This is a genomic window from Rhizobacter sp. OV335, assembly GCF_900142965.1.
GTDB lineage: Bacteria > Pseudomonadota > Gammaproteobacteria > Burkholderiales > Burkholderiaceae_C > Rhizobacter.
Window position 1 is genome coordinate 21,927 of sequence record NZ_FRCQ01000043.1, and the last position, 20,178, is coordinate 42,104.

The window sequence follows — 20,178 nt, forward strand, 5'->3', positions numbered from 1 at the left end:
TCGATTTCCTTACGGCTTTAGAATGTAAGGAATCGCCCGACGGGTCTGGAGTCCTTTCGCCATGTATGCCACGCTCACCAGCAAGGGTCAGGTCACGCTTCCCAAGGAGATTCGCGACCGGCTCGGCCTCGATGCCGGCTCGACGCTGGATTTCCAGGTGCTGCCCGACAACACGATCACCGCCCGGCCCGTCACGCCCGACGCTCGCCGGATCCGGGGCATCCTCAAATCTCCGCATGCCGCTCCCTTGACCGTCGAGCAGATGGACGAAGGCATCGCGAAACACCTGCGTGACAAGCACGCGCCTGCAGTGGGCCGCCCCAAGACGCCACGTCGATGATCGGCGTCGACACGAACATCCTGCTGCGGCTGTGGCTCGATGACGATCCTGCACAAGGCAGGCGGATCGACACCCTGCTGGCGGAACACGGCAGCGCCCCAGGTTCCCTGCTGGTGACCGATGTCGTGCTGGCCGAGGCGGTGTGGACCTTGCGGTCGGCGTTCTCGCAGGACAAAGCCGCCCAGTTGACAGCGGTTCGCAGCCTGCTGGACGAAGCGGCATTCGCCTTCGAGGACCGGGAGGCGATCGTCCGTGCAACGGCGATGTTCGAGACCGCATCCTGCGGTTTTTCTGATTGCCTGGTGGTTGCCAAGCATGCGCATCGGGGCTGCGATTTCACTGCCACCTTCGACCGCGGAATGCGCAAGCTGCCCGGCGTGCACGTGCTCTGACGCGACAAGGCTTCAGCCGTCGCGCACCTTGCCCCGCGAACTCTTCAAGTCGCCGCGCTGGGACTTTCCCTCGAGCCGCCGCTTCTGCGACCCGCGCGTCGGCTTGGTCGCACGCCGCGGCGGCGCCACCACGGCCACGCTGTCGACCAGCTGCTGCAGGCGCTGCAGCGCGTCCTGGCGGTTCATGTCCTGGCTGCGCGAGGTCTGCGCCTTGATCACGACGACGCCTTCGCCGGTGATGCGCTGGTCGGACAGCGCCAGCAGCCGCTCCTTCAGCGGCTCGGGCAGCGACGACGCGCGGATGTCGAAGCGCAGGTGAATCGCGCTCGAGACCTTGTTGACGTTCTGCCCGCCGGCCCCCTGCGCCCGGATCGCACTGAACTCGACCTCGGCAGGATCGACCTGCGGTGTCACGGCACGGCGTGCGTCGGCACGCGCGGCGCGAGCGCGCACATCAGCTCGTAGCCGATCGTGCCGGCCGGCCGCGCCACGTCGTCGATCGGCAGCACGCCGCCGTTCGGGCCCCGGCCCCACAGCGTGACCTCGCTGCCGAGGCCGGCGTGCGGCACCGGCGTCAGGTCGACCGTCAGCATGTCCATCGACACCCGGCCGACCAGCGCGCAGCGCACACCGTCGACCAGCACCGGCGTGCCGGCCGGCGCAACGCGCGGGTAGCCGTCGGCATAGCCGCAGGCCACCACGCCGATGCGCATCTCGCGCTCGGCGGTGAATGCGCTGCCGTAGCCGACGGTGTCGCCCGGCTTCAGCGCCTGCACGCCGATCAGCTGCGAGCGCAGCGTCATCGCCGGGCGCAGGTCCCAGTCGGCGATCGTCGCGTCGGGGTGATCGGGCGACGAGCCGTAGACCATGATGCCGGGGCGCACCCAGTCGGCCCGCACGCCGGGCTGTGTCGCCGCGTAGCGCAGCGTGGCCGCACTGTTGCTCAGCGAGCGCTCGCCATCCAGGTCGACGGTGGCAGCGTTGAACACCGCCACCTGCGCTTCAATGCCGCGCGGCCCGTCGGCATCGGAGAAGTGCGTCATCAGCGTGATCTGGTCGACCTGCGGCAGGTTCGTCAGCCGCAACCACGCGGTGCGGAACGCGGCCGGCGTGAAGCCGAGCCGGTTCATGCCGGTGTTCATCTTCAGGAACACGTGGTGCGGCCAGGTCGTCTTGTGCATCGCGAGCCAGTCGATCTGCGCCTCGTGGTGCACCGTATGCCACAGGTTCAGGCGCGAGCACAGCTCGAGGTCGCGCGACTCGAAGCAGCCTTCGAGCAGCAGGATCGGCCCGCGCCAGCCCATCGCGCGCACCCGCTCGGCCTCCGCCAGGTCGAGCAGCGCGAAGCCGTCGGCCGCCTGCAGCGCGCCGTACACCCGCTCGATGCCGTGCCCGTAGGCGTTCGCCTTGACGATCGCCCACACCCGGGCATCGGGGGCGCAGGCGCGGACGCGCTGCAGGTTGTGGCTCAGGGCATCGCTGTGGATCAGCGCTTCGATCGGACGCGGCATGGCGTGGATTCTGCCAGCGCAAGGCGCGCCATCGCGGGCTTTGCCGTGGGGTCGCCAGCACCTGCGTGCTATAACCGCCGCCGCGGGGAACCAGCAGCGGCCGCTTCGAGCGCTGCATCGATTGATGACCGGGCCCACCCGGCATGCGACAGGCAGCACGCTCTCAGCGAATGAAAAAAGGTTTCTACACCATCATGTCGGCGCAGTTCTTCAGCTCGCTGGCTGACAACGCGTTGCTGGTGAGCGCCATCGAACTGCTGAAGACCTCTCACGCGCCGACCTGGCAGGTCCCCGCGCTGAGTCCGATCTTCGCGCTGTTCTATGTGATCCTCGCCCCGTTCCTCGGCGCGTTCGCCGACGCCGTGCCGAAAGGGCGGGTGATGTTCGCGTCGAACGCGATCAAGGTGATCGGCTGCCTGATGATGCTGTTCGGCAGCCACCCGCTGGTCTCGTACGCCATCGTCGGCCTGGGTGCCGCGGCCTACTCGCCGGCCAAGTACGGCATCCTGACCGAGCTGCTGCCGAACTCGCAGCTGGTGAAGGCCAACGGCTGGATCGAGGGGCTGACCATCCTGTCGATCATCCTGGGCCTGCTGCTTGGCGGCCAGCTGGTCGGCCACATGGTGTCGGCGCACCTGCTCGCCTTCGACATGCCGCTGGTCGACACCGGCGTCAACACGCCGCCCGAGGCCGCGATCTCGCTGATCGTGTTCCTGTACGTGATCGCGGCGCTGTTCAACCTGCGCATCCCGCGCACCGAGGCCCCGCTGCAGCCGCTGTCGCACAGCGTCGTCGAGCTGGTGCGCGACTTCTCCAGCTGCAACGCGCGCCTGTGGAGCGACAAGCTCGGGCAGATCTCGCTGTCGACGACCACGCTGTTCTGGGGCGTGTCGGGCAACCTGCGCGTGATCGTGTTCGCGTGGGCCGCGGCCGCGCTGGGCTACACGACCACCCAGGCGTCGACGCTGGCCGGCGTGGTCGCGCTCGGCACCGCGGTCGGCGCGATCGCGGCATCGATGCGGGTGCGGCTCGACCAGGCGACCAACGTGATCCCGCTCGGCATCGTGATGGGCGTGCTGGTGATCGGCCTGAACTTCCTCCACAACGTCTGGGTGGCTGCGCCCTTCCTCGTGATCCTCGGCGCGATCGGCGGCTACCTGGTGGTGCCGATGAACGCGCTGCTGCAGCACCGCGGGCACAACCTGATGGGCGCCGGCCGCTCGATCGCGGTGCAGAACTTCAACGAGCAGGCCTGCATCCTCGGGCTCGGCGCGTTCTACACCGGCATGACGAAGTTCGGCATGTCGGCGTTCGCGTCGATCACGGTGTTCGGCCTGGTCGTCGCCGGCACGATGTGGCTGATCCGCCGCTGGCATGCGCGCAACCTGGTCGTGTACCGCGACGAGGTCGATCACCTGCTCGCCCTGGCCCGCAGCGACAAGCATTGAGCGTGACGCCCGCCGCCGCCGGCCGCGACGTGCGCACCGCCCCCGGCCTCCTTCCCGCGCTCGCCCTCGCCTTCAACGCGCTGGTGTGGGGCGTCTCGTGGTGGCCGTTCCGCGAGCTGCAGGCGCTCGGGCTGCACCCGCTGTGGGCCACCGTGCTGGTGTACGGCATTGCGGTGCTGCTGATCCTCGCGACGCGCCGCCGCGCCCTCGGCACGCTGCTGCGCACGCCCAGCCTGTGGCTGCTGGTGCTCGCGTCGGGCACCACCAACGCGGCCTTCAACTGGGCGATGGTGATCGGCGACGTGGTGCGCGTGATCTTGCTGTTCTACCTGATGCCGCTGTGGGCGGTGCTGCTGTCGCGGCTGGTGCTGAAGGAAGCCTTCACGCCGACCGCCGCGCTGCGCGTCGCGCTGGCACTGGCCGGCGCGTTCATCGTGCTGAAGCCGGCCGGCGCGGGCGTCGCGCTGCCGTTGCCGCAGTCGCTGCCCGATTGGCTGGCGGTGCTCGGCGGCTTCTCGTTCGCGCTCAACAACGTGATGCTGCGCCACCAGGCGCACCGGCCGGAAGAGGCGCGGGCGCTGGCGATGTTCTGCGGCGGCGTGCTGGTGGCCGGCACGCTGGCGAGCACGCTCGCGTCGCAGGCGCTGATGCCGTGGCTGCCGGCGCCGCACACCGGCTGGCTGCTGGCAATCGGCGCGCTGAGCCTCGCGTTCCTGGTCAGCAACCTCGCGCTGCAGTACGGCGCGTCGCGGCTGCCGGCCAACGTCACGTCGGTCGTGATGCTGTGCGAGGTGGTGTTCGCGACGCTGTCGGCCACCGCGCTCGGGGCCGGCACGCTGACGCCGACGGTGCTGATGGGCGGCGCGCTGATCCTCGCGGCCGCGCTGCTGTCGGCCTTCGAACGCTGATCACTGGAGCGTGCGCGTGCCCGGCAGGCTGAAGACCTCGGCCGGCGATTGCGGTGCGTGGCAGGCCGCGCCGGCATCACGGGTGCAGCCGGCCATCACCGCCCAGCGCTCGTGCAGGTGCCACAGCACGCAGCGGCAATCGCCCGACAGCTGCGGGTGCGCGGCCAGCATCGCGAGGTTGTGCGCGATCTTCTCGCCCATCCCCGCCCGGTGCGCCGGGTCGCTGGCGGCCTGCAGGTACTGGCTGTAGCCGGTCATCAACGCGAGGGTGCCCGCGAGCACGGCCTCGACACCCGGCATCTGGTGTTCTTCGACGAGCAGGTCCATGCGACGCTCCCTCGACAGTGGCAATGGAGCGATGCTATCTCAGATGAGAATGATTCTCAAATGGACGCGATCGAATCCCCCTGGACCGGCCGCGCCTTCGGGTGGTGTCAGGGCGCGACGAAGTCGGGGTCGAGCTGGCGCAGCGTCTGCAGGAACTCGGGGTCCATCAGCGGCTTGGCCAGGTAGGCGTCGCTGCCCGCCAGCGAGGTGCGCACCCGTTCGGCGGGAGCCGCCTGCCCGGTGATCAGCACGATGCGTGGCCCGCCGGCCGACTGGCGGGCGGTCTGCTTCATGAACTGGCACAGCTGCAGGCCGTCCATCGGGCTGTCCGCCCCGAGCGCGATGTCGATGAAGGCCAGCGCGAAGCTGTGCAAGGTCATCCGGTCGAGGGCCTGGGTGCTGTTGCGCGCCAGGTGCACGCGGTAGCCGAGGCGCATCAGCCGCACCTGCAGGAACTTGAGCGCGATGCGGCTGTCGTCGACGACCAGCACGTCCTTCACGACACGGCCGCTGCCGGCGACGGCGGCTTCGTCGAACAGGCCGGGGCCGGAGGCGACCCAGTCGGCCTGCGGCGGCTCGTCGAGCAGCGCGAGCCGCTGTTCGAGCAGCAGGTCGAGCTCGCGCACGATGCGGGTCGGCTCGATCGGGCGCGGCAGGTGGGCCGCCGCGCCGGCCGGTGCCCGGGTGCCGATGAAGACGGTGTCGGCCAGCCGCCCGGCGGCGGTCACCGCGGCGATCGCGGCCGGCTGGTCGGCATCGGCGATCACGAAATCGGCCTCGGCCAGGTCGGCAGCACGCTCGTAGGCCGGTGCGCGCTGCTCGGCCAGGCGCAGGAACGAATGCACGCCCTCGCGCTCGAAATCGCTGAACCCCTGCAACGCCACCGAATACCGCAGGCGGATGCGCTCGGTCATCGTGTGCTCCCTTTTTGTGTAGGTGTGGCGATGATGTTCGGTGCGGTGGCGCGACGCGTCAAGCGCCGGGAATGGAATGCGGCCCTGCTGCGTACACTGGCCTGCGGATGCCGCTCGCACGCGGCGTTCGACGACAAGCAACCCCCAAGCTTCACGCCAGGAGATCCCGCATGAATCGTTCGATCCTCGTTGCCGCCGCCGTCGTCGGCCTCGCCGCCGCGCTGCCGGCAGCCGCCCAGTTCGCCAAACCCGAAGACGCGGTCAAGTACCGCAAGGCCGCCTTCACGGTGATGGCGAGCCACTTCGGCCGCGTGGCCGCGATGGCCAACGGGCGGGTTCCGTTCGACGCCAAGGTCGCCGCCGACAACGCCGAGATCGCGACGATGATGTCCAAGCTGCCGTTCGCCGGCTTCATCGACGGCACCGACAAGGGCGACACCAAGGCCAAGCCGGAGATCTGGACCGAACAGGACAAGTTCAAGGCCGCCGCGACCAAGATGCAGGACGCGATGGAGAAGCTGAACGTCGTCGCCAAGGCCGGCAACGTCGACACGCTGAAGACCGCGGCCGGCGCCGTGGGCCAGGCGTGCAAGGGCTGCCACGACACCTACCGCAAGGAGTAGTCGACGAGTGAGCGGCAGGCGGCCGTGAGGCCGGCGGGCACGGGAGGCCATCCGCTACCATTCGGGGTTGCCTTCACGAGCCCGCTTCGAATGACTGTGTCTTGTTTACGAGCCGCGTGCGTCCTCGCCGTCCTGCTTCCGTTGCATGCCGGGCTCGCGGCGGCTGCCGACGAACTGCCGCCCGGCGGCACGTTCAGCACCCCGGCCTACGCGACGGCCGCCAGCGCTCCCAACGCCGCCGGCACCGGCTACGCGCCGACCAGCGGCAGCACGCTGCGCAACGTCCCTACACCCGGGCAGCCGGCACGACGCGACGACGACGACGCCACCGCCCGCCTGCGCAACCTGCCGCCACCGAAGCCGAGCGAGTTCCAGCGCTTCGTCGAGGCCGCGACCGGTCGCCAGCTGCAGCCCTTCGGCAGCAACTTCTTTGCCGAGGCCTCGCGCGCCACCCAGCCGGTCGACAACGTTCCCGTCACGGCGGACTACACCGTCGGCCCCGGCGACGAAGTGCTGGTGCGGGCCTGGGGCTCGATCGACGTCGACTATCGCAGCACCGTCGACCGCAACGGCCAGCTGAACCTGCCGAAGATCGGCAGCTTCACGGTCTCGGGCATCAAGGCCTCCGAACTCGAGGGCCAGCTGCGCGCGCAGATCGGCCGGCTGTACCGCAACTTCAACCTCAGCGTGTCGCTCGGCAAGCTGCGCGGCTTGAAAGTGTTCGTCGTCGGCCCGGCCCGCCTGCCGGGCGTCTACACGGTGCCCAGCCAGGCCACGATGCTGTCGGCGGTGGTGGCGGCCGGCGGCCCCGGCCCGAACGGCTCGATGCGCCGCGTGCAGCTGCGCCGCGACAACCAGCTGGTGTCCGAGCTCGACATCTACGATTTCCTCGTGCGGGGCGACAAGTCCAAGGACCTGCAGCTGGCCGCCGGCGACGTGCTGGTGTTCCAGCCGGTCGGGCCGCGCGTCGCGCTGAGCGGTGCGCTCGACAACGCGGCGATCTACGAACTGAAGGGCACGCAGGAGCCCGTCGCCGAGCTGCTGCGCTATGCCGGCGGCTCGCCGGTGCTGACCAACCCGAACCGCGTGCAGCTCGAGCGCATCGACCCGGCACAGTCGCCGGCCGCGCGCTATGTCGAGGATTTCAAGCTCGACGCCACCGGCCTGCAGCACCCGCTGCGCGATGGCGACATCGTGACGCTGCTGACGATCTCGCCGAAGTTCTCGAACGCCGTGACGCTGAAGGGCCACGTGGCCCAGCCGCTGCGCTATGCCTTCACGCCGGGCATGCGCATCCGCGACCTGATCCCGGACAAGGAAGCGCTGGTCTCGCCGGACTTCTACCGGCGCAAGAACCTGCTGGTGCAGGTGCTTCCCGACGACGATGACCTGCTGCTCGAAGAGGCGCAGCAGCGATCGGCCCGCAACGCGGCCAATGCCGCCGCGACCACCGGGCGCACCAGCGCCGCCGGCGCGACCGGCGCGCCGGTCGACCAGAACGGCGTCACCGAGCCGGTGCCTGCCTACGTGCCTGCCAACGATCCTTACGCGGTGCGCGACCCGAACCGCTTCCCGCTCACCGAAGGCGAGCGCGCGCGCCGCCGCATGGACCGCCTGGCCGCGGCCGAATCGAAGCGCACGCCGGCCACGCTGTTCGACGAGCTGAACTGGGACTACGCCGTCGTCGAACGGCTCAGCGACAAGGACCTCAGCACGCAGGTGATCCCGTTCAACCTCGGCAAGGCGGTGCTGCAGGGCGACGCCGACAACAACATCGAGTTGAAGGCCGGCGACGTCGTCACCATCTACAGCCAGAAGGACATCCGCGTGCCAGTGGCCCGGCAGACCCGGCTGGTCTCGGTGGAAGGCGAGGTCGGTGCGCCCGGCGTCTACCAGTTGCTGCCCGGCGAGACGCTGGCCCAGCTGATCACGCGGGCCGGTGGCTTCACGCCGCAGGCGTATGTGTACGGCCTGGAATTCAGCCGCGAGGAAACCCGCAAGCGCCAGCGCGAGAACCTGCAGTCGGCGATCGCCCGGCTGGAGGTGCTGTCGGCACAGCAGGCGGCTCGCGAAGCGGCCAACCGGCGTGACGAGCAGGCCGGTGGCGCGGCGATCAGTTCCGCCGCGACGCAGGCCCAGATGACGCGCCTGAGCCGCGTGCAGCCGAACGGCCGCGTGGCGCTCGAACTCACGCCCGAAACCACCTCGGTGAGCCAGCTGCCGGACGTGCCGCTCGAGAACGCCGACCGCATCGTGGTGCCCAGCCGACCCGGCTTCGTGACGGTGGCCGGCGCGGTCGTCAACAACAACGCCTTCCTGTGGAAGCCGAACCGCACCGTCGGCGACTACGTCAAGCTGGCCGGCCTCGACGAAGCCGCCGAGCCGTCCAACATGTTCGTGCTGCGCGCCGACGGCACCGTCAGCCATGCGAACGAACGCCGCGGCTGGTTCGGCAGCCTGGAATCGCAGGCGCTGCAGCCGGGCGACGCGGTGGTGGTGCCGAACCAGCTCGACTACGAAAGCTGGGGTCGGGCCACCATCCGCAACCTGAAGGACTTCTCGCAGATCTTCTACCAGTTCGGCCTGGGTGCGGCGGCCATCAAGACGCTGCGCGGAGACTGAGCGAATGAGCGCCATCGACAACCCTGAGGTTCTTTCTCCCTCCCTCGACGAGCTGGAGGACGACGGGCCGTCAGTCAGCCTGATGGACCTGCTGGTGTGGCTCGGCGACGGCAAGCGCTGGGTGGCCGCCGCGACCGCGACCGCGGCCGTCGGCGCTGTGGCGGTCGCGCTGTTGCTGCCGAACCTCTACACCGCGCGCACCACGCTGCTGGCGCCCGGTTCGCAGCAGCAGAGCAGCTCGGCAGCGGCCCTGGCCGCGTTGGGTTCGCTGGGCGGACTGGCCGGCGGCATCAGCGCGAAGACCCCCGACGAGCTGTACGTGAGCCTGCTGAAGAGCGACAGCGTCCAGCGCGCGCTGGCCAGCCGTTTCAACCTGATGCAGCGCTACGAAGCCAAATCCTACGAAAGCCTGCGCAAGGAGATGGCGGCCAACATCCACGTCACCTCTGACAAGAAGTCCGGCGTGCTGACGGTGGAGGTCGATGACAAGGAGCCGCAGTTCTCTGCCGACCTGGCCAACGCGCATGCCGCCGAAGTGACCAGGCTGCTCGGCCGCCTCGCAGTGTCCGAGGCGCAGCAGCGCCGTGTGTTCTTCGAGCAGCAGCTGAAGGACACGAAGGAGAACCTGATCCAGGCCGAGCAATCGCTGCGCGCCGTGCAGGAGAAATCGGGGATGGTCGTGCTGGACAAGCAGGCCGAGGCCATCATCACCGGCGTTGCCCAGCTGAAGGCGCAGATCGCCGAGCGCGAGGTTCGTTTGCGCGTGCTGCGGACCGGCGCGACGTCCGAGAACCCGGACGTGCAGCGCCTGAACTCCGAGCTGGCCGGCCTGCGCGCCGAACTGGCGCGCATGGAAACGGCCTCGCCCGGGGCGGCCACCGGCAGCATCGACATTCCGGTCGGCAAGCTGCCGGCCGCAGCGGTCGACTACATCCGCGCCCGGCGCGAGGTGAAGTTCCAGGAAACCTTGCTCGAGAGCATGCTGCGGCAGTTCGAGATCGCGAAGCTGGATGAAGCGAAGGAAGGTCCGTCCTTGCAGCAGGTGGACATCGCCCAAAAACCAGACCGCAAATCGAAGCCGGCACGCGCCGTGATCGTGCTGGCGACGACGCTGCTGGCCTTCATCGCCGCCTCGATGTTTGTCGTCTGGCGTCGTTACAGGGCGCTGGTGAATGCGCAAGATCCATCGCGCGCAGCGGCCTGGCAGGCGATCCGGCAGGCATGGCGCTGGCGCCGCGCCTGAGTTCCTTCAGAGGAGCGCTCAGAGCGCCAGCTCGCCACGGATGCAGCTGACGCTGTGTCCGCCGACCCACACCCGGCCGTCGACCTGCGCGATGTGCACGCGACCGGCCCGGCCGAGCCGCGTGCCTTGCGCGGCGACATACTGCGCCGGCGCGAGCCCGGCGCCGATCAGCCACTGCGCGAGGCTCGCGTTCAGGCTGCCGGTGACCGGGTCTTCCGGGATGCCGATAGTCGCGGCGAACCCGCGCACCTCGAACCGGCACGGCGCGACCTCTTCGTGCGGCCCGATCACGCCGACCTTGGCCAGCCCCTTCAGCGCCGCATGGTCCGGCTCCAGCGCCAGCACGGTCGCGGCCCGGTCGAGCAGCAGGCCGAGCCAGCGCGGACCGTTGTCGAGCCATTGCGCCTGCAGCACCTGCTCGCGGGGCAGGCCGAGCGCGGCCAGCACCAGCGACAGCTCGGCCTCGGCGACCGGCTCCTTGCGCAGCGGCGGCGCCGCGAAGGCCGCGCGTTCGCCGTCGAGCCGGATGTCGACCCGGCCGACGCCGCATTGCTGCACGACCGCGCCGGGCGTTTTCGGCACGCCGCCGGCCTCGAGCCAGGCGTGGCAGCTGCCGAGCGTCGGGTGACCGGCGAACGGCAGCTCGCCGCCGGGCGTGAAGATGCGCACCCGGTAGTCGGCCAGCGGGTCGGACGGCTGCAGCAGGAAGGTCGTCTCCGACAGGTTGGTCCAGCGTGCGAAGACCTGCATCTGCGCGTCGTCGAGCGCATCGGCGCCATGCACGACCGCGAGCGGGTTGCCCTTCAACGCGACCTCGGTGAACACATCGACTTGAGCGAATGAGAAACGCGTCATGCCGCCTCCTTCAGCGCCTCGGCCAGCGCACGGATGCCGCGTTCGATCTGCTCGGGCGACACGGTGACGAACGACAGCCGCATCGTGTTGGCCCGCGCATGTTCGGCGAAGAATGCCGAGCCCGGCACGAAGGCCACGCCCTTGGCGACTGCCTTCGGCAGCAGCGCGATCGCATCGATGCCGGCCGGCAGCTCGACCCAGAAGAACATGCCACCGGTCGGCACCGTCCAGTGGCAGCCGGCCGGCATGTGGGCCTCGAGCGCGGCGCGCATCGCATCGCGCTGCGCCTTGTAGCGCGCGCGGATGGTCGGCACGTGCGTGTCGAGGAAGCCGTCGCGGATCACCTCGTGCACCACGCGCTGGTTGAAGCCCGGCGTGTGCAGGTCGGCGGCCTGCTTGGCCTGCAGCAGCTTCGGCACCAGCGGTGCCGGCGCCACCACGTAGCCCAGGCGCAGGCCCGGCGCCAGCACCTTCGAGAACGAGCCCAGGTAGACCGTGCCGTCGGGCCAGCGCGCGGCCAGCGGCGGCGGCGGTGGGGCGTCGAACCAAAGGTCGCCGTACGGGTTGTCCTCGACCAGCGGCAGGTTCAGCGCCTGTGCCCGCGCGACGACCGCGGCACGGCGTGCCTCGCTCATGCAGCGGCCGCTCGGGTTCTGGAAGTTCGGCAGCAGGTACAGGAAGCGCGCGCCCTCGGCAGCGTGCAATGCATCGGGCAGCGGGCCGTCGTCGTCGCAGTCGACCGCCGTGAAGACCGGCTCGTACGGCGCGAATGCCTGCAGCGCGCCGAGGTAGGTCGGCGATTCGACGGCCACGCGGCTGCCCGGGTCGACGAGCACCTTGCCGACCAGGTCGAGGCCCTGCTGCGAGCCGGTGGTGATCAGCACCTGCGCGGCGTCGACCTGCTGGCCATGGCCGCGCAGCATCGCGGCGACCCATTCGCGCAGCGCCGGCAGGCCTTCGCTCGACGCGTACTGCAGCGCCTCGCGCGGGCTGTCGCGCAGCACGCGGGTGGTGGCCTCGCGCATCGCGTCGATCGGGAAGCTGTCGGGCGACGGCAGGCCGCCGGCGAGCGAAATGATGCCGGGCTGTTCGGTCACCTTCAGGATCTCGCGAATGATCGACGGGTTCATGCGGTGAGCGCGCTGCGCGAGCTGCCAGGGGGTGCGCGAGGTCATGCGGAGTTCCTTGAGGACGTGACGGGAGAGGTGACGGGGGGAGAGACAGGGGGAGAAGGGGGGACAGGCGAGTGAGTCGGCATCTTGCGCCCGACGAACACCGTGGCGATCACCGCGAGCGAGAACAACACCGTGCTGGCCGACAGCCGCTCGCCGAGCACCGGCACCGCGAACAGCAAGGTCAGGAAGGGCTGCACCAGCTGCACCTGGCTCACGCGCAGCGTACCGCCGAGCGCGAGCCCGCGGTACCACGCGAAGAAGCCGAGCCACATCGAGAACAGCGTGACGTAGCCGAAGCCGATCCAGGCGCCGGTGTGCACCGGCTGCGCCGGCCAGGTCCAGGCCATCAGCGGCAGCGTGAACGGCATGCTGATCGCCAGCACCCAGCAGATCACGTGCTCGGCCTGCAGTTGCCGCGACAGGTGCGCGCCGGCGACGTAGCCGATCGAGCCGCTCACCACCGCCAGCAGCAGCACGCCGTCGGCCCATTGCAGGCCACCGCCGGACTGGACCGCGAACGCCAGCACCAGCGCGCAGCCGACCGCCGCGCAGGCCCAGAAGCCGATCGACGGCCGCTGGCGGAAGAAGACGGCCGCGGCGATCGCGGTGCCCAGCGGCAGCACGCCGGTGATCACCGCCGCATGCATCGCATCGACCTCGCGCAGCCCGAGCCCGAGGAACAGCGGGAAGCCGACCACCGTGCCGGCAGCGCTGACGGCCAGCGCCGACCACTGCGCGCCGCGCGGCCGCGGCGCCCGGGTGAGCACCAGGTAGACCAGGCTCAACACGCCGGCCAACGCGGCGCGCCCGGCCACGACGAACAGCGGCGACAGCTGCGGGTCGGCCGCCGGGCCGACGGCCAGCCGCGTCATCGGCGTCGTCATCGCGAAGATCACGACCCCGAGAAAGCCCAGCCACAAGCCCTTGCGTTCCTTGTCCATGCGCCAGTCTAGACGCGGGGACCAACACAGTGCCGGTACACTCACCGGTCCCCGGCCGCGCACTGTATTGGTCACTTCGCCAGCACATGAACCACCTCGCCCCCCTCGATCCGCTGTCCCGCCATGCCGACGCCACGCTGACCGAGCAGCTGTCCGGCCGCTTCGCCGAGCGCATCCGGCAGCGGCTGCTCGCCCCCGGCTCGCGCCTGCCGTCGGTGCGCGACTGCGCGCGCCGGCACGGGGTCAGCGCCTACACGGTGGTCGCGGCCTATGACCAGCTGCTGGCGCAGGGGCTGGTCGAGGCCCGCAAGCAGCGCGGCTTCTTCGTGCGCGAGTCGCACCCGCGGGACGCCGGCCAGGCGGCGTCATCGGCCGCCGCGCCCGCGGTCGCAGCAGACCCGGTCGCCCGCCCGCGCGCGCCGCTTAGCGCCATCGCGCTGGTGCGCAGCATGTTCCAGCCACCGGGCGCGCGGCCGATGCCGGGGCTGGGCACGCTGCCCTCCGAATGGCTGGACCTGCCGATGCTCAGCAGCGCGCTGCGCCGCGTCAGCAGCGGCTCGCAGCTCGCCGCGCTGACGCTGCAGTACGGCGAGCCGGCCGGCGACCTGCGGCTGCGCCGCGCGCTGTCGCAGCGGCTGGTCGACTTCGGCGTGAAGGCCGTGCCGGAGCAGATCGTCACCACCTTCGGCGCCACCCATGCGCTGGACATCGTCACCCGCAGCCTGACCCATGCCGGCGACACCGTGCTGGTCGACGAACCCGGCTGGTCGGTCGAGTTCGCGCGGCTGGCGGCGCTCGGCCTGCGCGTGCTGCCGGTGCCGCGCGGCGAGGACGGCCCCGACCTCGCGGTGATGGAGCGCCTGATCGAGGCCCAGAAGCCGCACGAGCGGCCGCGGCTGTACATCACCGTCTCGGTGCTGCACAACCCGACCGGCGCGACGCTGGCGCTCGGCCATGCGCACCGGCTGCTGAAGCTCGCGCAGGCGCACGGGCTGCACATCGTCGAGGACGACACCTACGCCCACCTGGCCCCGCCGCACCTGCCGCGGCTGGCGGCGCTCGACGCGCTGGAGCGCACGATCTACATCTCCGGCTTCTCGAAGATCCTGGTGCCGAACTGGCGGGTCGGCTATCTGGCAGCGCCGCCCGAGCTGATCGACCGCTTCGTCGACACCAAGCTGCTCGGCAGCCTGACCACCACCAGCCTGACCGAGCAGGCGATCGCCCACTGCCTGGAACAGGGCCTGCTGCGCCGCCATGCCGAGCGCGTGATGGCCCGGCTGGATGCGGCCCGGGCCCGCTCGGTGCAGCTCGCCGAGGCGGCGGGCTGCCGTTTCGCGGCCACGCCGCGCGGCCTGTTCGGCTGGGTCGACACCGGCGTCGACACCGAGCGGCTGTCGCAGGTGATGCTGGACGGCGGCTGGCTGCTCGCGCCGGGCTCGATCTTCCACGCGACGCCCCGGCCCAGCACGCTGATGCGCATCAACTTCGCGACCACGCAGGATGCGCAGTTCTGGCAGGCGCTGCAGCGCGCCCGCGACACCCCGGGCATGGCCACTCCCCGGAACCCGGGCTTTTCAGCACCCGCCCGGTGACCTACAGTCTCACCTTCCCCCATCCCGAGTCCATGTTCGAGCCCACCATTCCCTTCGGCGAGCCGGAGCTGATGCGCGTCAGTGCCTTCGAGCGCTACCTGCATGAGCCGGGCGGGCCGCGTGCGCTCGGCGAGATCGCCGACAGCAGCCTGCGGGGCGCGACGCTCAGCCCGTCGCTGCTGGCCGACCTGAGCCGCTTCGAGCGGGCCGGCCATGCCTCCGAGGTGCTGGACGTGCTGGCCGCCTGCGTGCGGCATTCGCAGCAGGTCGTGATCCACCTGCAGATGGGCGAGGCGGTGGTGCCGCTGACCGTCTTCGCACGCGAGCGCCTGGTGCACTGCCCGATCGACCTGAATGCCTTGCTGCGCGAGCGGCCCACCGAGTTGCGCGTGATGCATGTCGAGCCGGCGGTGCTGCGGCCGCCGGGCGACGCGGAGCTGTCGCTGGTGGCCGACGAGCAGCACTACCACTCGCTCGGGCCGGTGCTGTGGGAGCTCGCGCTGCGCGGCTCGCGCAGCACGCTGCTGCCGGAGATCGCCGGGCCGGTGGCCTACCGGGTGGCGCCGGGCTTCGCGATGGGCGGGCTGCGTGCCGGCGGCCTGCTGCGCGCGGCGGTGCAGCGGTTGCAGGGCGACCGCTCGTCGCTGCGTGAGATGGCCGACTGGCCGGGCTTCGACACCTCACGCGCCGCGCGGCTGCTGAACGCGCTGTACCTGCAATCGGGGCTGATCATCAGCCGCTCGCACCGCAACGCGATCGGCGAATCGTGGTTCGGCGCGCTCGGCAGGTGACCGTACAGGCCGACTGCGGCACAGCGCTCAGCGCGCGCCGAGTTCTTCCCAGCGGGTGAGCGCCGCCAGCAGTTCATCCTCGAGCGCCGCGAAGCGCGCCTGTGCGGTCGCGAGCTTGGTCGCGTCACCGGCGTAGATCTCGGTGCCGGCGAGCAGCGCCGACAGCGCCTTCTGCTCGGTCTCCAGCGCCTCGATGCGCGCCGGCAGGCCGTCGAGTTCGCGCTGTTCCTTGTAGCTGAGCTTGGCCTTCTTCGCGACCGGTGCGGCCGCCACGGCGACAGGCGCGGCGGCCGGCGGCGTCGGCGCCGCCTTCGCGGCCTTGTCGCGCATCGCACGCGCCCGGTCGCGCTGCAGCTTCCAGTCTTCGTAGCCGCCTTCGTACTCGCGCCAGAAACCCGGGCTCTCGTCGCCTTCCCACGCGATCGTGCTGGTGACCACGTTGTCGAGGAAGCGCCGGTCATGGCTCACCAGGAACACGGTGCCCGGGTAGCTCTGCAGCAGCTCCTCGAGCAGCTCGAGCGTGTCGATGTCGAGGTCGTTGGTGGGTTCGTCGAGCACCAGCACGTTGGCCGGCAACGCGAACAGGCGCGCCAGCAGCACGCGGTTGCGCTCACCGCCGCTCAGCGTGCGCACCGGCGAGTTGGCGCGCTCGGGCGAGAACAGGAAGTCGTTCAGGTAGCTCATCACGTGCTTGCGCTGGCCGTTGAACTCCACCCATTCGCTGCCCGGGCTGATGGTGTCGGCCAGCGTCGCATCGAGCTTCAGCGTGCTGCGCATCTGGTCGAAGTAGGCGACTTCGAGCTTGCTGCCCTGGCGCACGTGGCCGGAGTCGGCCTTCAGCTCGCCGAGGATCAGCTTCAGCAGCGTCGTCTTGCCGGCGCCGTTCGGCCCGATCAGGCCGACCTTGTCGCCGCGCAGGATGGTCGCGGTGAAGTCCTTCACGATCACCTTCTCGCCGAAGCGCAGGTTCACGTCGCGCAGCTCGGCGACGATCTTGCCGCTGGGCGCGCCGGAGTCCACTTCCAGTCGCACCTGGCCGAGCGAATCGCGCCGCTTCTGGCGCTGGTCGCGCAGCACTTCGAGCCGCTGGATGCGCGCCACGCTGCGCGTGCGGCGGGCTTCGACGCCCTTGCGGATCCACACCTCTTCCTGGGCCAGCAGCTTGTCGGCGCGCGCGTTGGCGAGCGCGTCGGACGCGAGCTGCTCTTCCTTCATGCGCTCGTAGGCCGTGAAGTTGCCGGGGTAGCTGCGGATGATGCCGCGGTCGAGCTCGACGATGCGGGTCGCCACGCCGTCGAGGAACGCGCGGTCGTGGGTGATCAGCATCACGCTGCCCTTGAAGCCGCGCAGCAGCTCTTCGAGCCAGGTGATCGAGTCGAGGTCGAGGTGGTTGGTCGGCTCGTCGAGCAGCAGCACGTCGGGCACCGCGACCAGCGCCTGCGCGAGCGCGACGCGCTTCTTCATGCCGCCCGAGAGTTGGCCGATCTCGCGCGTGCCGTCGAGGTGAAGCTGCGCGAGCGTGGTGTCCACGCGCTGCTCCCAGTTCCAGGCGTCGAGCGCCTCGATGCGCGTCTGCAGGGCGTCGAGGTCGACGCCGTCGGCATGCTCTTCATAGGCCTGGCGCACGGCGCGGGCTTCGGCCACGCCTTCGCTGACGGCCTCGAACACCGTGTGGCCGGGTTCGAACACCGGCTCTTGCGGCACGTAGCAGATGCGCACGCCTTGCGTCATCTGCAGCAGGCCGTCGTCGAGCTTTTCGAGCCCGGCGATGATCTTCAGCATCGAGGACTTGCCGGCGCCGTTGCGGCCGATCAGCCCGAGGCGTTCACCGGTTTCGAGCGAAAAGGCCGCGTTGTCGAGCAGGGCCACGTGGCCGAAGGCCAGGTGGGCGTTGGAAAGCGAAAGGACGGCCATGGGGAGATCAGCGGGAGCAGCTCAGCAGAAGGAGCCGGATTATCCCGTGCCGGCGGTTTCAGGGCAGTTTGCTTTCCAGCGCGTCGATGAACATCTCGGCCACGTCGAAACCGGCCTGCTGCGCGATCTCCTGGAAGCAGGTCGGGCTGGTCACGTTGATCTCGGTCAGGCTGTCGCCGATGATGTCCAGCCCCACGAGCAGCAGCCCGCGCGCGGCCAGCACCGGGCCGAGCGCCTCGGCGATCTCGCGGTCGCGGTTCGACAGCGGCTGCGCGACGCCCTTGCCGCCGGCCGCCAGGTTGCCGCGGATTTCGCTGCCTTGCGGGATGCGGGCCAGCGAGAACGGCACCGGCACGCCGCCGATCACCAGCACGCGCTTGTCGCCGTGGACGATCTCGGGCAGGTAGCGCTGCACCATCACGGTCTGGGTGCCGCCCTTGTTCAGCGTCTCGGTGATGCTGCCCAGGTTCAGCCCGTCGGGGCCGACGCGGAAGATGCCCATGCCGCCCATGCCGTCGAGCGGCTTCAGGATGACGTCGTGGTGGACCGCGTGGAAGCGCTTGATCTCGGCCTCGTCGCGCGTGACGAGGGTCGGGCCGATGAAGTCGGGGAACTCGAGGATCGCGAGCTTCTCGGGGTGGTCGCGCAGCGCGGCCGGCTTGTTGAAGACGCGGGCGCCTTCGCGCTCGGCCTGCTGCAGCAGGTGGGTGGCGTAGAAGTACTCGCTGTCGAAGGGCGGGTCCTTGCGCATCAGCACCGCGGTGACATCGGCGAGCGCCAGTGTCTGCGCGGGTTGCTCGTCGAACCAGGCGTGCGGGTCGGTGGTGACCGTGAACGGCCGGACCTTCGCCTGCACGCGGCCGCCGCGTTCCCAGACCAGGTCGCGCGGTTCGCAGGCGGCGAGTGCGTGGCCGCGGCGGGCGGCTTCGCGCATCATCGCGAAGGTCGAATCCTTGTAGGTCTTGAAGTTTTCCAGCGGGTCGGCAACGAACAGCAGCGTCATGGCGGGGCTCTCTCTGTCGGTCAGGCGGCGATGCGGGGCCGCCACTGTTGCACAAAAAGCGCGAGCGCGCCGGCGGCCACGCCCCAGAAGGCCGAGCCGATGCCCCACAGGCTGAGGCCGCTCAGCGTCACGAGGAAGGTGATCAGCGCGGCCTCGCGGTGCGCGTCCTCTTTCAGGGCCGCGGCCAGGCCGGTGCCGATGCTGCCCAGCAGCGCAAAGCCGCCGATGGCGACCACCAGTTCGCGTGGAAAGGCCGTCAGCACGCCGGTGACAGCCGCGCCGAACAGGCCGATCACGCAGTAGATCAATCCGCAGGCAACGGCGGCCATGTAGCGGCGGTTCTTGTCTTCATGCGCCTCGCGGCCCATGCAGATGGCGGCAGTGATGGCCGACAGGTTCAGCGCGAAGGCCCCGAAGGGCGCGAGCAGCAGCGTCGCGAGGCCGGTGAGGGTGATCAGCTTCGAGATCGGCATGTCGTAGCCGGCGGCCCGGATCGCTGCCACGCCGGGCAGGTTCTGCGAAGCCATCGTGACGACGAAGAGCGGCAGCGCAAGGCTCACGATGGCCGGCAGCGTGAACACCGGGGCCGTGAAGACGGGCATCGTGAGCCCGAGCGGAACGGCGCCGAGGTGCAACTGGCCTTGCAGTGCAGCGAACGCGGTGCCGGCCAGCAGCACGCCCGGCACCGCATAGCGCGGCCAGAGGCGACGGCCGACCAGGTAGGCGGCGAGCATCAGCAGCACCAGCGCGAAGGAGGACTTCAGCGCGATGAAGGCATCGAGCCCGAAGCGGGCCAGCACGCCGGCGAGCAAGGCGCTGGCGATCGGCATCGGAATGCGCCCCATCAGCCGCTCGAACCAGCCGGTGACGCCGAAGAGCGTGACCAGCGCGGCACTGACCAGAAAGGCCCCGACGGCCTCCGGCAGGTGAAAGCCGCCGGCAGCGGCCGCAGTCGCGAGCACCGCGGCGCCGGGCGTCGACCAAGCGATCATCACGGGTTGGCGCAGCCACAGCGAAGGCAGCACCGAGCACAGCCCCATGCCGAGCCCGAGCGCCCACATCCATGAGCTGATCTCGGCCGGCCCGGCGCCCAGGGCCTGAGCGGCGGAGAACACGATGGCAACGGAACTGGTGAAGCCGACGAGCACGGCGACGAAGCCGGCGACGAAGGCGGAGAGCGACATATCGGAAGGGCGGATCTGCATCCGCCCAAGCCTACCAAGGGAGTGAGGCGCGTGGAGGCGGGAGGGCAACAATCCCAATCAAGGAAGGGTGTGCAGCGGCGTGGCCGTGTTGTCCGAAGCGGGCCAGAACGAACCGCATGGTGTTGTGTTCAAGCCCTTTGCTTTGGTTGGCGGTTTCAAAGCCCAAGTGCAACAGTGGGTTGAATTGCGCGGCTGGCGTCGAAGGCTGACTCGAAGAAGACCTCGGAGGGAGTGCGCCAACCGAGGGATTTACGAGGTCGAGTGTTGAGGTCCCAAGCGGTGTGGTCGAGCTCTCGTTGAGAGAACACGCTCAGATCGGAGCCCTTGGGCAGGAACTCACGGATCAGCCCGTTGGTGTTCTCGTTGATGCC

The 20,178-nt window shown here is 70.0% G+C and carries 20 protein-coding genes; 9 read left to right on the top strand and 11 right to left on the bottom strand.

All coding sequences use genetic code 11. The features are described from left to right. Positions 1-61 precede the first annotated feature (61 nt). Complete coding sequence (locus BUE42_RS29240; protein WP_073468811.1) at positions 62-340, top strand: AbrB/MazE/SpoVT family DNA-binding domain-containing protein; 279 nt, start codon at positions 62-64, stop codon at positions 338-340. Next, positions 337-732 (top strand): PIN domain-containing protein, encoded by a 396-nt coding sequence (locus tag BUE42_RS29245; protein WP_073468812.1) that lies wholly within the window; start codon positions 337-339, stop codon positions 730-732. The genes BUE42_RS29240 and BUE42_RS29245 overlap by 4 nt, the downstream gene beginning before the upstream one ends. Positions 733-744: 12 nt before the next feature. Here BUE42_RS29245 and arfB read toward each other — a convergent pair whose 3' ends face one another. Together arfB and alr are read right to left on the bottom strand one after the other, a co-directional pair. Continuing rightward, positions 745-1,146: an alternative ribosome rescue aminoacyl-tRNA hydrolase ArfB gene (gene arfB, locus BUE42_RS29250; RefSeq protein ID WP_073468828.1), complete on the bottom strand. Its 402-nt coding sequence runs from the start codon at positions 1,144-1,146 to the stop codon at positions 745-747. Continuing rightward, the gene (gene alr / locus BUE42_RS29255; protein ID WP_073468813.1) at positions 1,143-2,243 is read right to left on the bottom strand and encodes an alanine racemase; all 1,101 of its coding nucleotides are present in this window, start codon (positions 2,241-2,243) and stop codon (positions 1,143-1,145) included. The genes arfB and alr overlap by 4 nt, the downstream gene beginning before the upstream one ends. A 170-nt stretch (positions 2,244-2,413) precedes the next feature. Between alr and lplT the strand changes: the two genes are divergently transcribed. Then, positions 2,414-3,691, top strand: coding sequence for a lysophospholipid transporter LplT (lplT, locus tag BUE42_RS29260; protein ID WP_073468814.1), 1,278 nt, complete (start codon positions 2,414-2,416; stop codon positions 3,689-3,691). A gap of 2 nt (positions 3,692-3,693) precedes the next feature. Next, entirely contained in the window at positions 3,694-4,599 is a 906-nt protein-coding gene (locus BUE42_RS29265; protein WP_073468815.1) for a DMT family transporter, read from the top strand. On the opposite strand, the gene BUE42_RS29270 is transcribed toward BUE42_RS29265, so the two are convergent. Together BUE42_RS29270 and BUE42_RS29275 are read right to left on the bottom strand one after the other, a co-directional pair. Next, complete coding sequence (locus BUE42_RS29270; protein WP_073468816.1) at positions 4,600-4,926, bottom strand: hypothetical protein; 327 nt, start codon at positions 4,924-4,926, stop codon at positions 4,600-4,602. It abuts the gene before it with no gap. Between the two features lie 107 nt (positions 4,927-5,033). Further along, entirely contained in the window at positions 5,034-5,840 is an 807-nt protein-coding gene (locus BUE42_RS29275; RefSeq protein WP_073468817.1) for a response regulator, read from the bottom strand. A gap of 170 nt (positions 5,841-6,010) precedes the next feature. Here BUE42_RS29275 and BUE42_RS29280 point away from each other — a divergent pair, with 170 nt between their 5' ends. The 3 genes from BUE42_RS29280 to BUE42_RS29290 all read left to right on the top strand — a co-directional run bounded on the left by BUE42_RS29280 (position 6,011) and on the right by BUE42_RS29290 (position 10,328). Continuing rightward, complete coding sequence (locus BUE42_RS29280; protein ID WP_073468818.1) at positions 6,011-6,463, top strand: c-type cytochrome; 453 nt, start codon at positions 6,011-6,013, stop codon at positions 6,461-6,463. 141 nt (positions 6,464-6,604) lie between these two features. Then, positions 6,605-9,085 (top strand): polysaccharide biosynthesis/export family protein, encoded by a 2,481-nt coding sequence (locus BUE42_RS32760; protein ID WP_235002691.1) that lies wholly within the window; start codon positions 6,605-6,607, stop codon positions 9,083-9,085. Between the two features lie 4 nt (positions 9,086-9,089). Then, positions 9,090-10,328: a Wzz/FepE/Etk N-terminal domain-containing protein gene (locus tag BUE42_RS29290; RefSeq protein WP_073468819.1), complete on the top strand. Its 1,239-nt coding sequence runs from the start codon at positions 9,090-9,092 to the stop codon at positions 10,326-10,328. An 18-nt stretch (positions 10,329-10,346) separates the two neighbouring features. On the opposite strand, the gene BUE42_RS29295 is transcribed toward BUE42_RS29290, so the two are convergent. Genes BUE42_RS29295 through BUE42_RS29305 form a run of 3 tightly spaced genes read right to left on the bottom strand, consistent with a single transcriptional unit; the run spans position 10,347 to position 13,299 of the window. Continuing rightward, entirely contained in the window at positions 10,347-11,183 is an 837-nt protein-coding gene (locus BUE42_RS29295) for a PhzF family phenazine biosynthesis protein (protein WP_073468820.1), read from the bottom strand. Beyond that, a complete protein-coding gene (locus BUE42_RS29300; protein WP_073468821.1) occupies positions 11,180-12,358 on the bottom strand; it encodes an aminotransferase-like domain-containing protein in 1,179 nt (392 codons plus the stop codon). The genes BUE42_RS29295 and BUE42_RS29300 overlap by 4 nt, the downstream gene beginning before the upstream one ends. Further along, entirely contained in the window at positions 12,355-13,299 is a 945-nt protein-coding gene (locus BUE42_RS29305) for a DMT family transporter (RefSeq protein WP_073468822.1), read from the bottom strand. The genes BUE42_RS29300 and BUE42_RS29305 overlap by 4 nt, the downstream gene beginning before the upstream one ends. Positions 13,300-13,385: 86 nt before the next feature. On the opposite strand from BUE42_RS29305, the gene BUE42_RS29310 reads away from it, so the two are divergent. Both BUE42_RS29310 and BUE42_RS29315 read left to right on the top strand, forming a co-directional pair. Continuing rightward, positions 13,386-14,894: an aminotransferase-like domain-containing protein gene (locus BUE42_RS29310; RefSeq protein ID WP_073468823.1), complete on the top strand. Its 1,509-nt coding sequence runs from the start codon at positions 13,386-13,388 to the stop codon at positions 14,892-14,894. A 32-nt stretch (positions 14,895-14,926) separates the two neighbouring features. Further along, positions 14,927-15,685, top strand: a complete 759-nt coding sequence (locus BUE42_RS29315; RefSeq protein ID WP_073468824.1) for a hypothetical protein — start codon at positions 14,927-14,929, stop codon at positions 15,683-15,685. Positions 15,686-15,712: 27 nt separating this feature from the next. Here BUE42_RS29315 and BUE42_RS29320 read toward each other — a convergent pair whose 3' ends face one another. From BUE42_RS29320 to BUE42_RS29335, 4 genes are all read right to left on the bottom strand, one after another. After that, positions 15,713-17,599: an ATP-binding cassette domain-containing protein gene (locus BUE42_RS29320; RefSeq protein ID WP_073468825.1), complete on the bottom strand. Its 1,887-nt coding sequence runs from the start codon at positions 17,597-17,599 to the stop codon at positions 15,713-15,715. Between the two features lie 58 nt (positions 17,600-17,657). Beyond that, positions 17,658-18,602, bottom strand: coding sequence for a glutathione synthase (gene gshB, locus BUE42_RS29325; RefSeq protein ID WP_073468826.1), 945 nt, complete (start codon positions 18,600-18,602; stop codon positions 17,658-17,660). 20 nt (positions 18,603-18,622) lie between these two features. Then, positions 18,623-19,786, bottom strand: coding sequence for a benzoate/H(+) symporter BenE family transporter (locus tag BUE42_RS29330; RefSeq protein WP_369823022.1), 1,164 nt, complete (start codon positions 19,784-19,786; stop codon positions 18,623-18,625). 176 nt (positions 19,787-19,962) lie between these two features. Further along, a partial coding sequence (locus BUE42_RS29335; RefSeq protein ID WP_143171834.1) for an IS30 family transposase occupies positions 19,963-20,178 on the bottom strand: 216 nt, incomplete at its 5' end.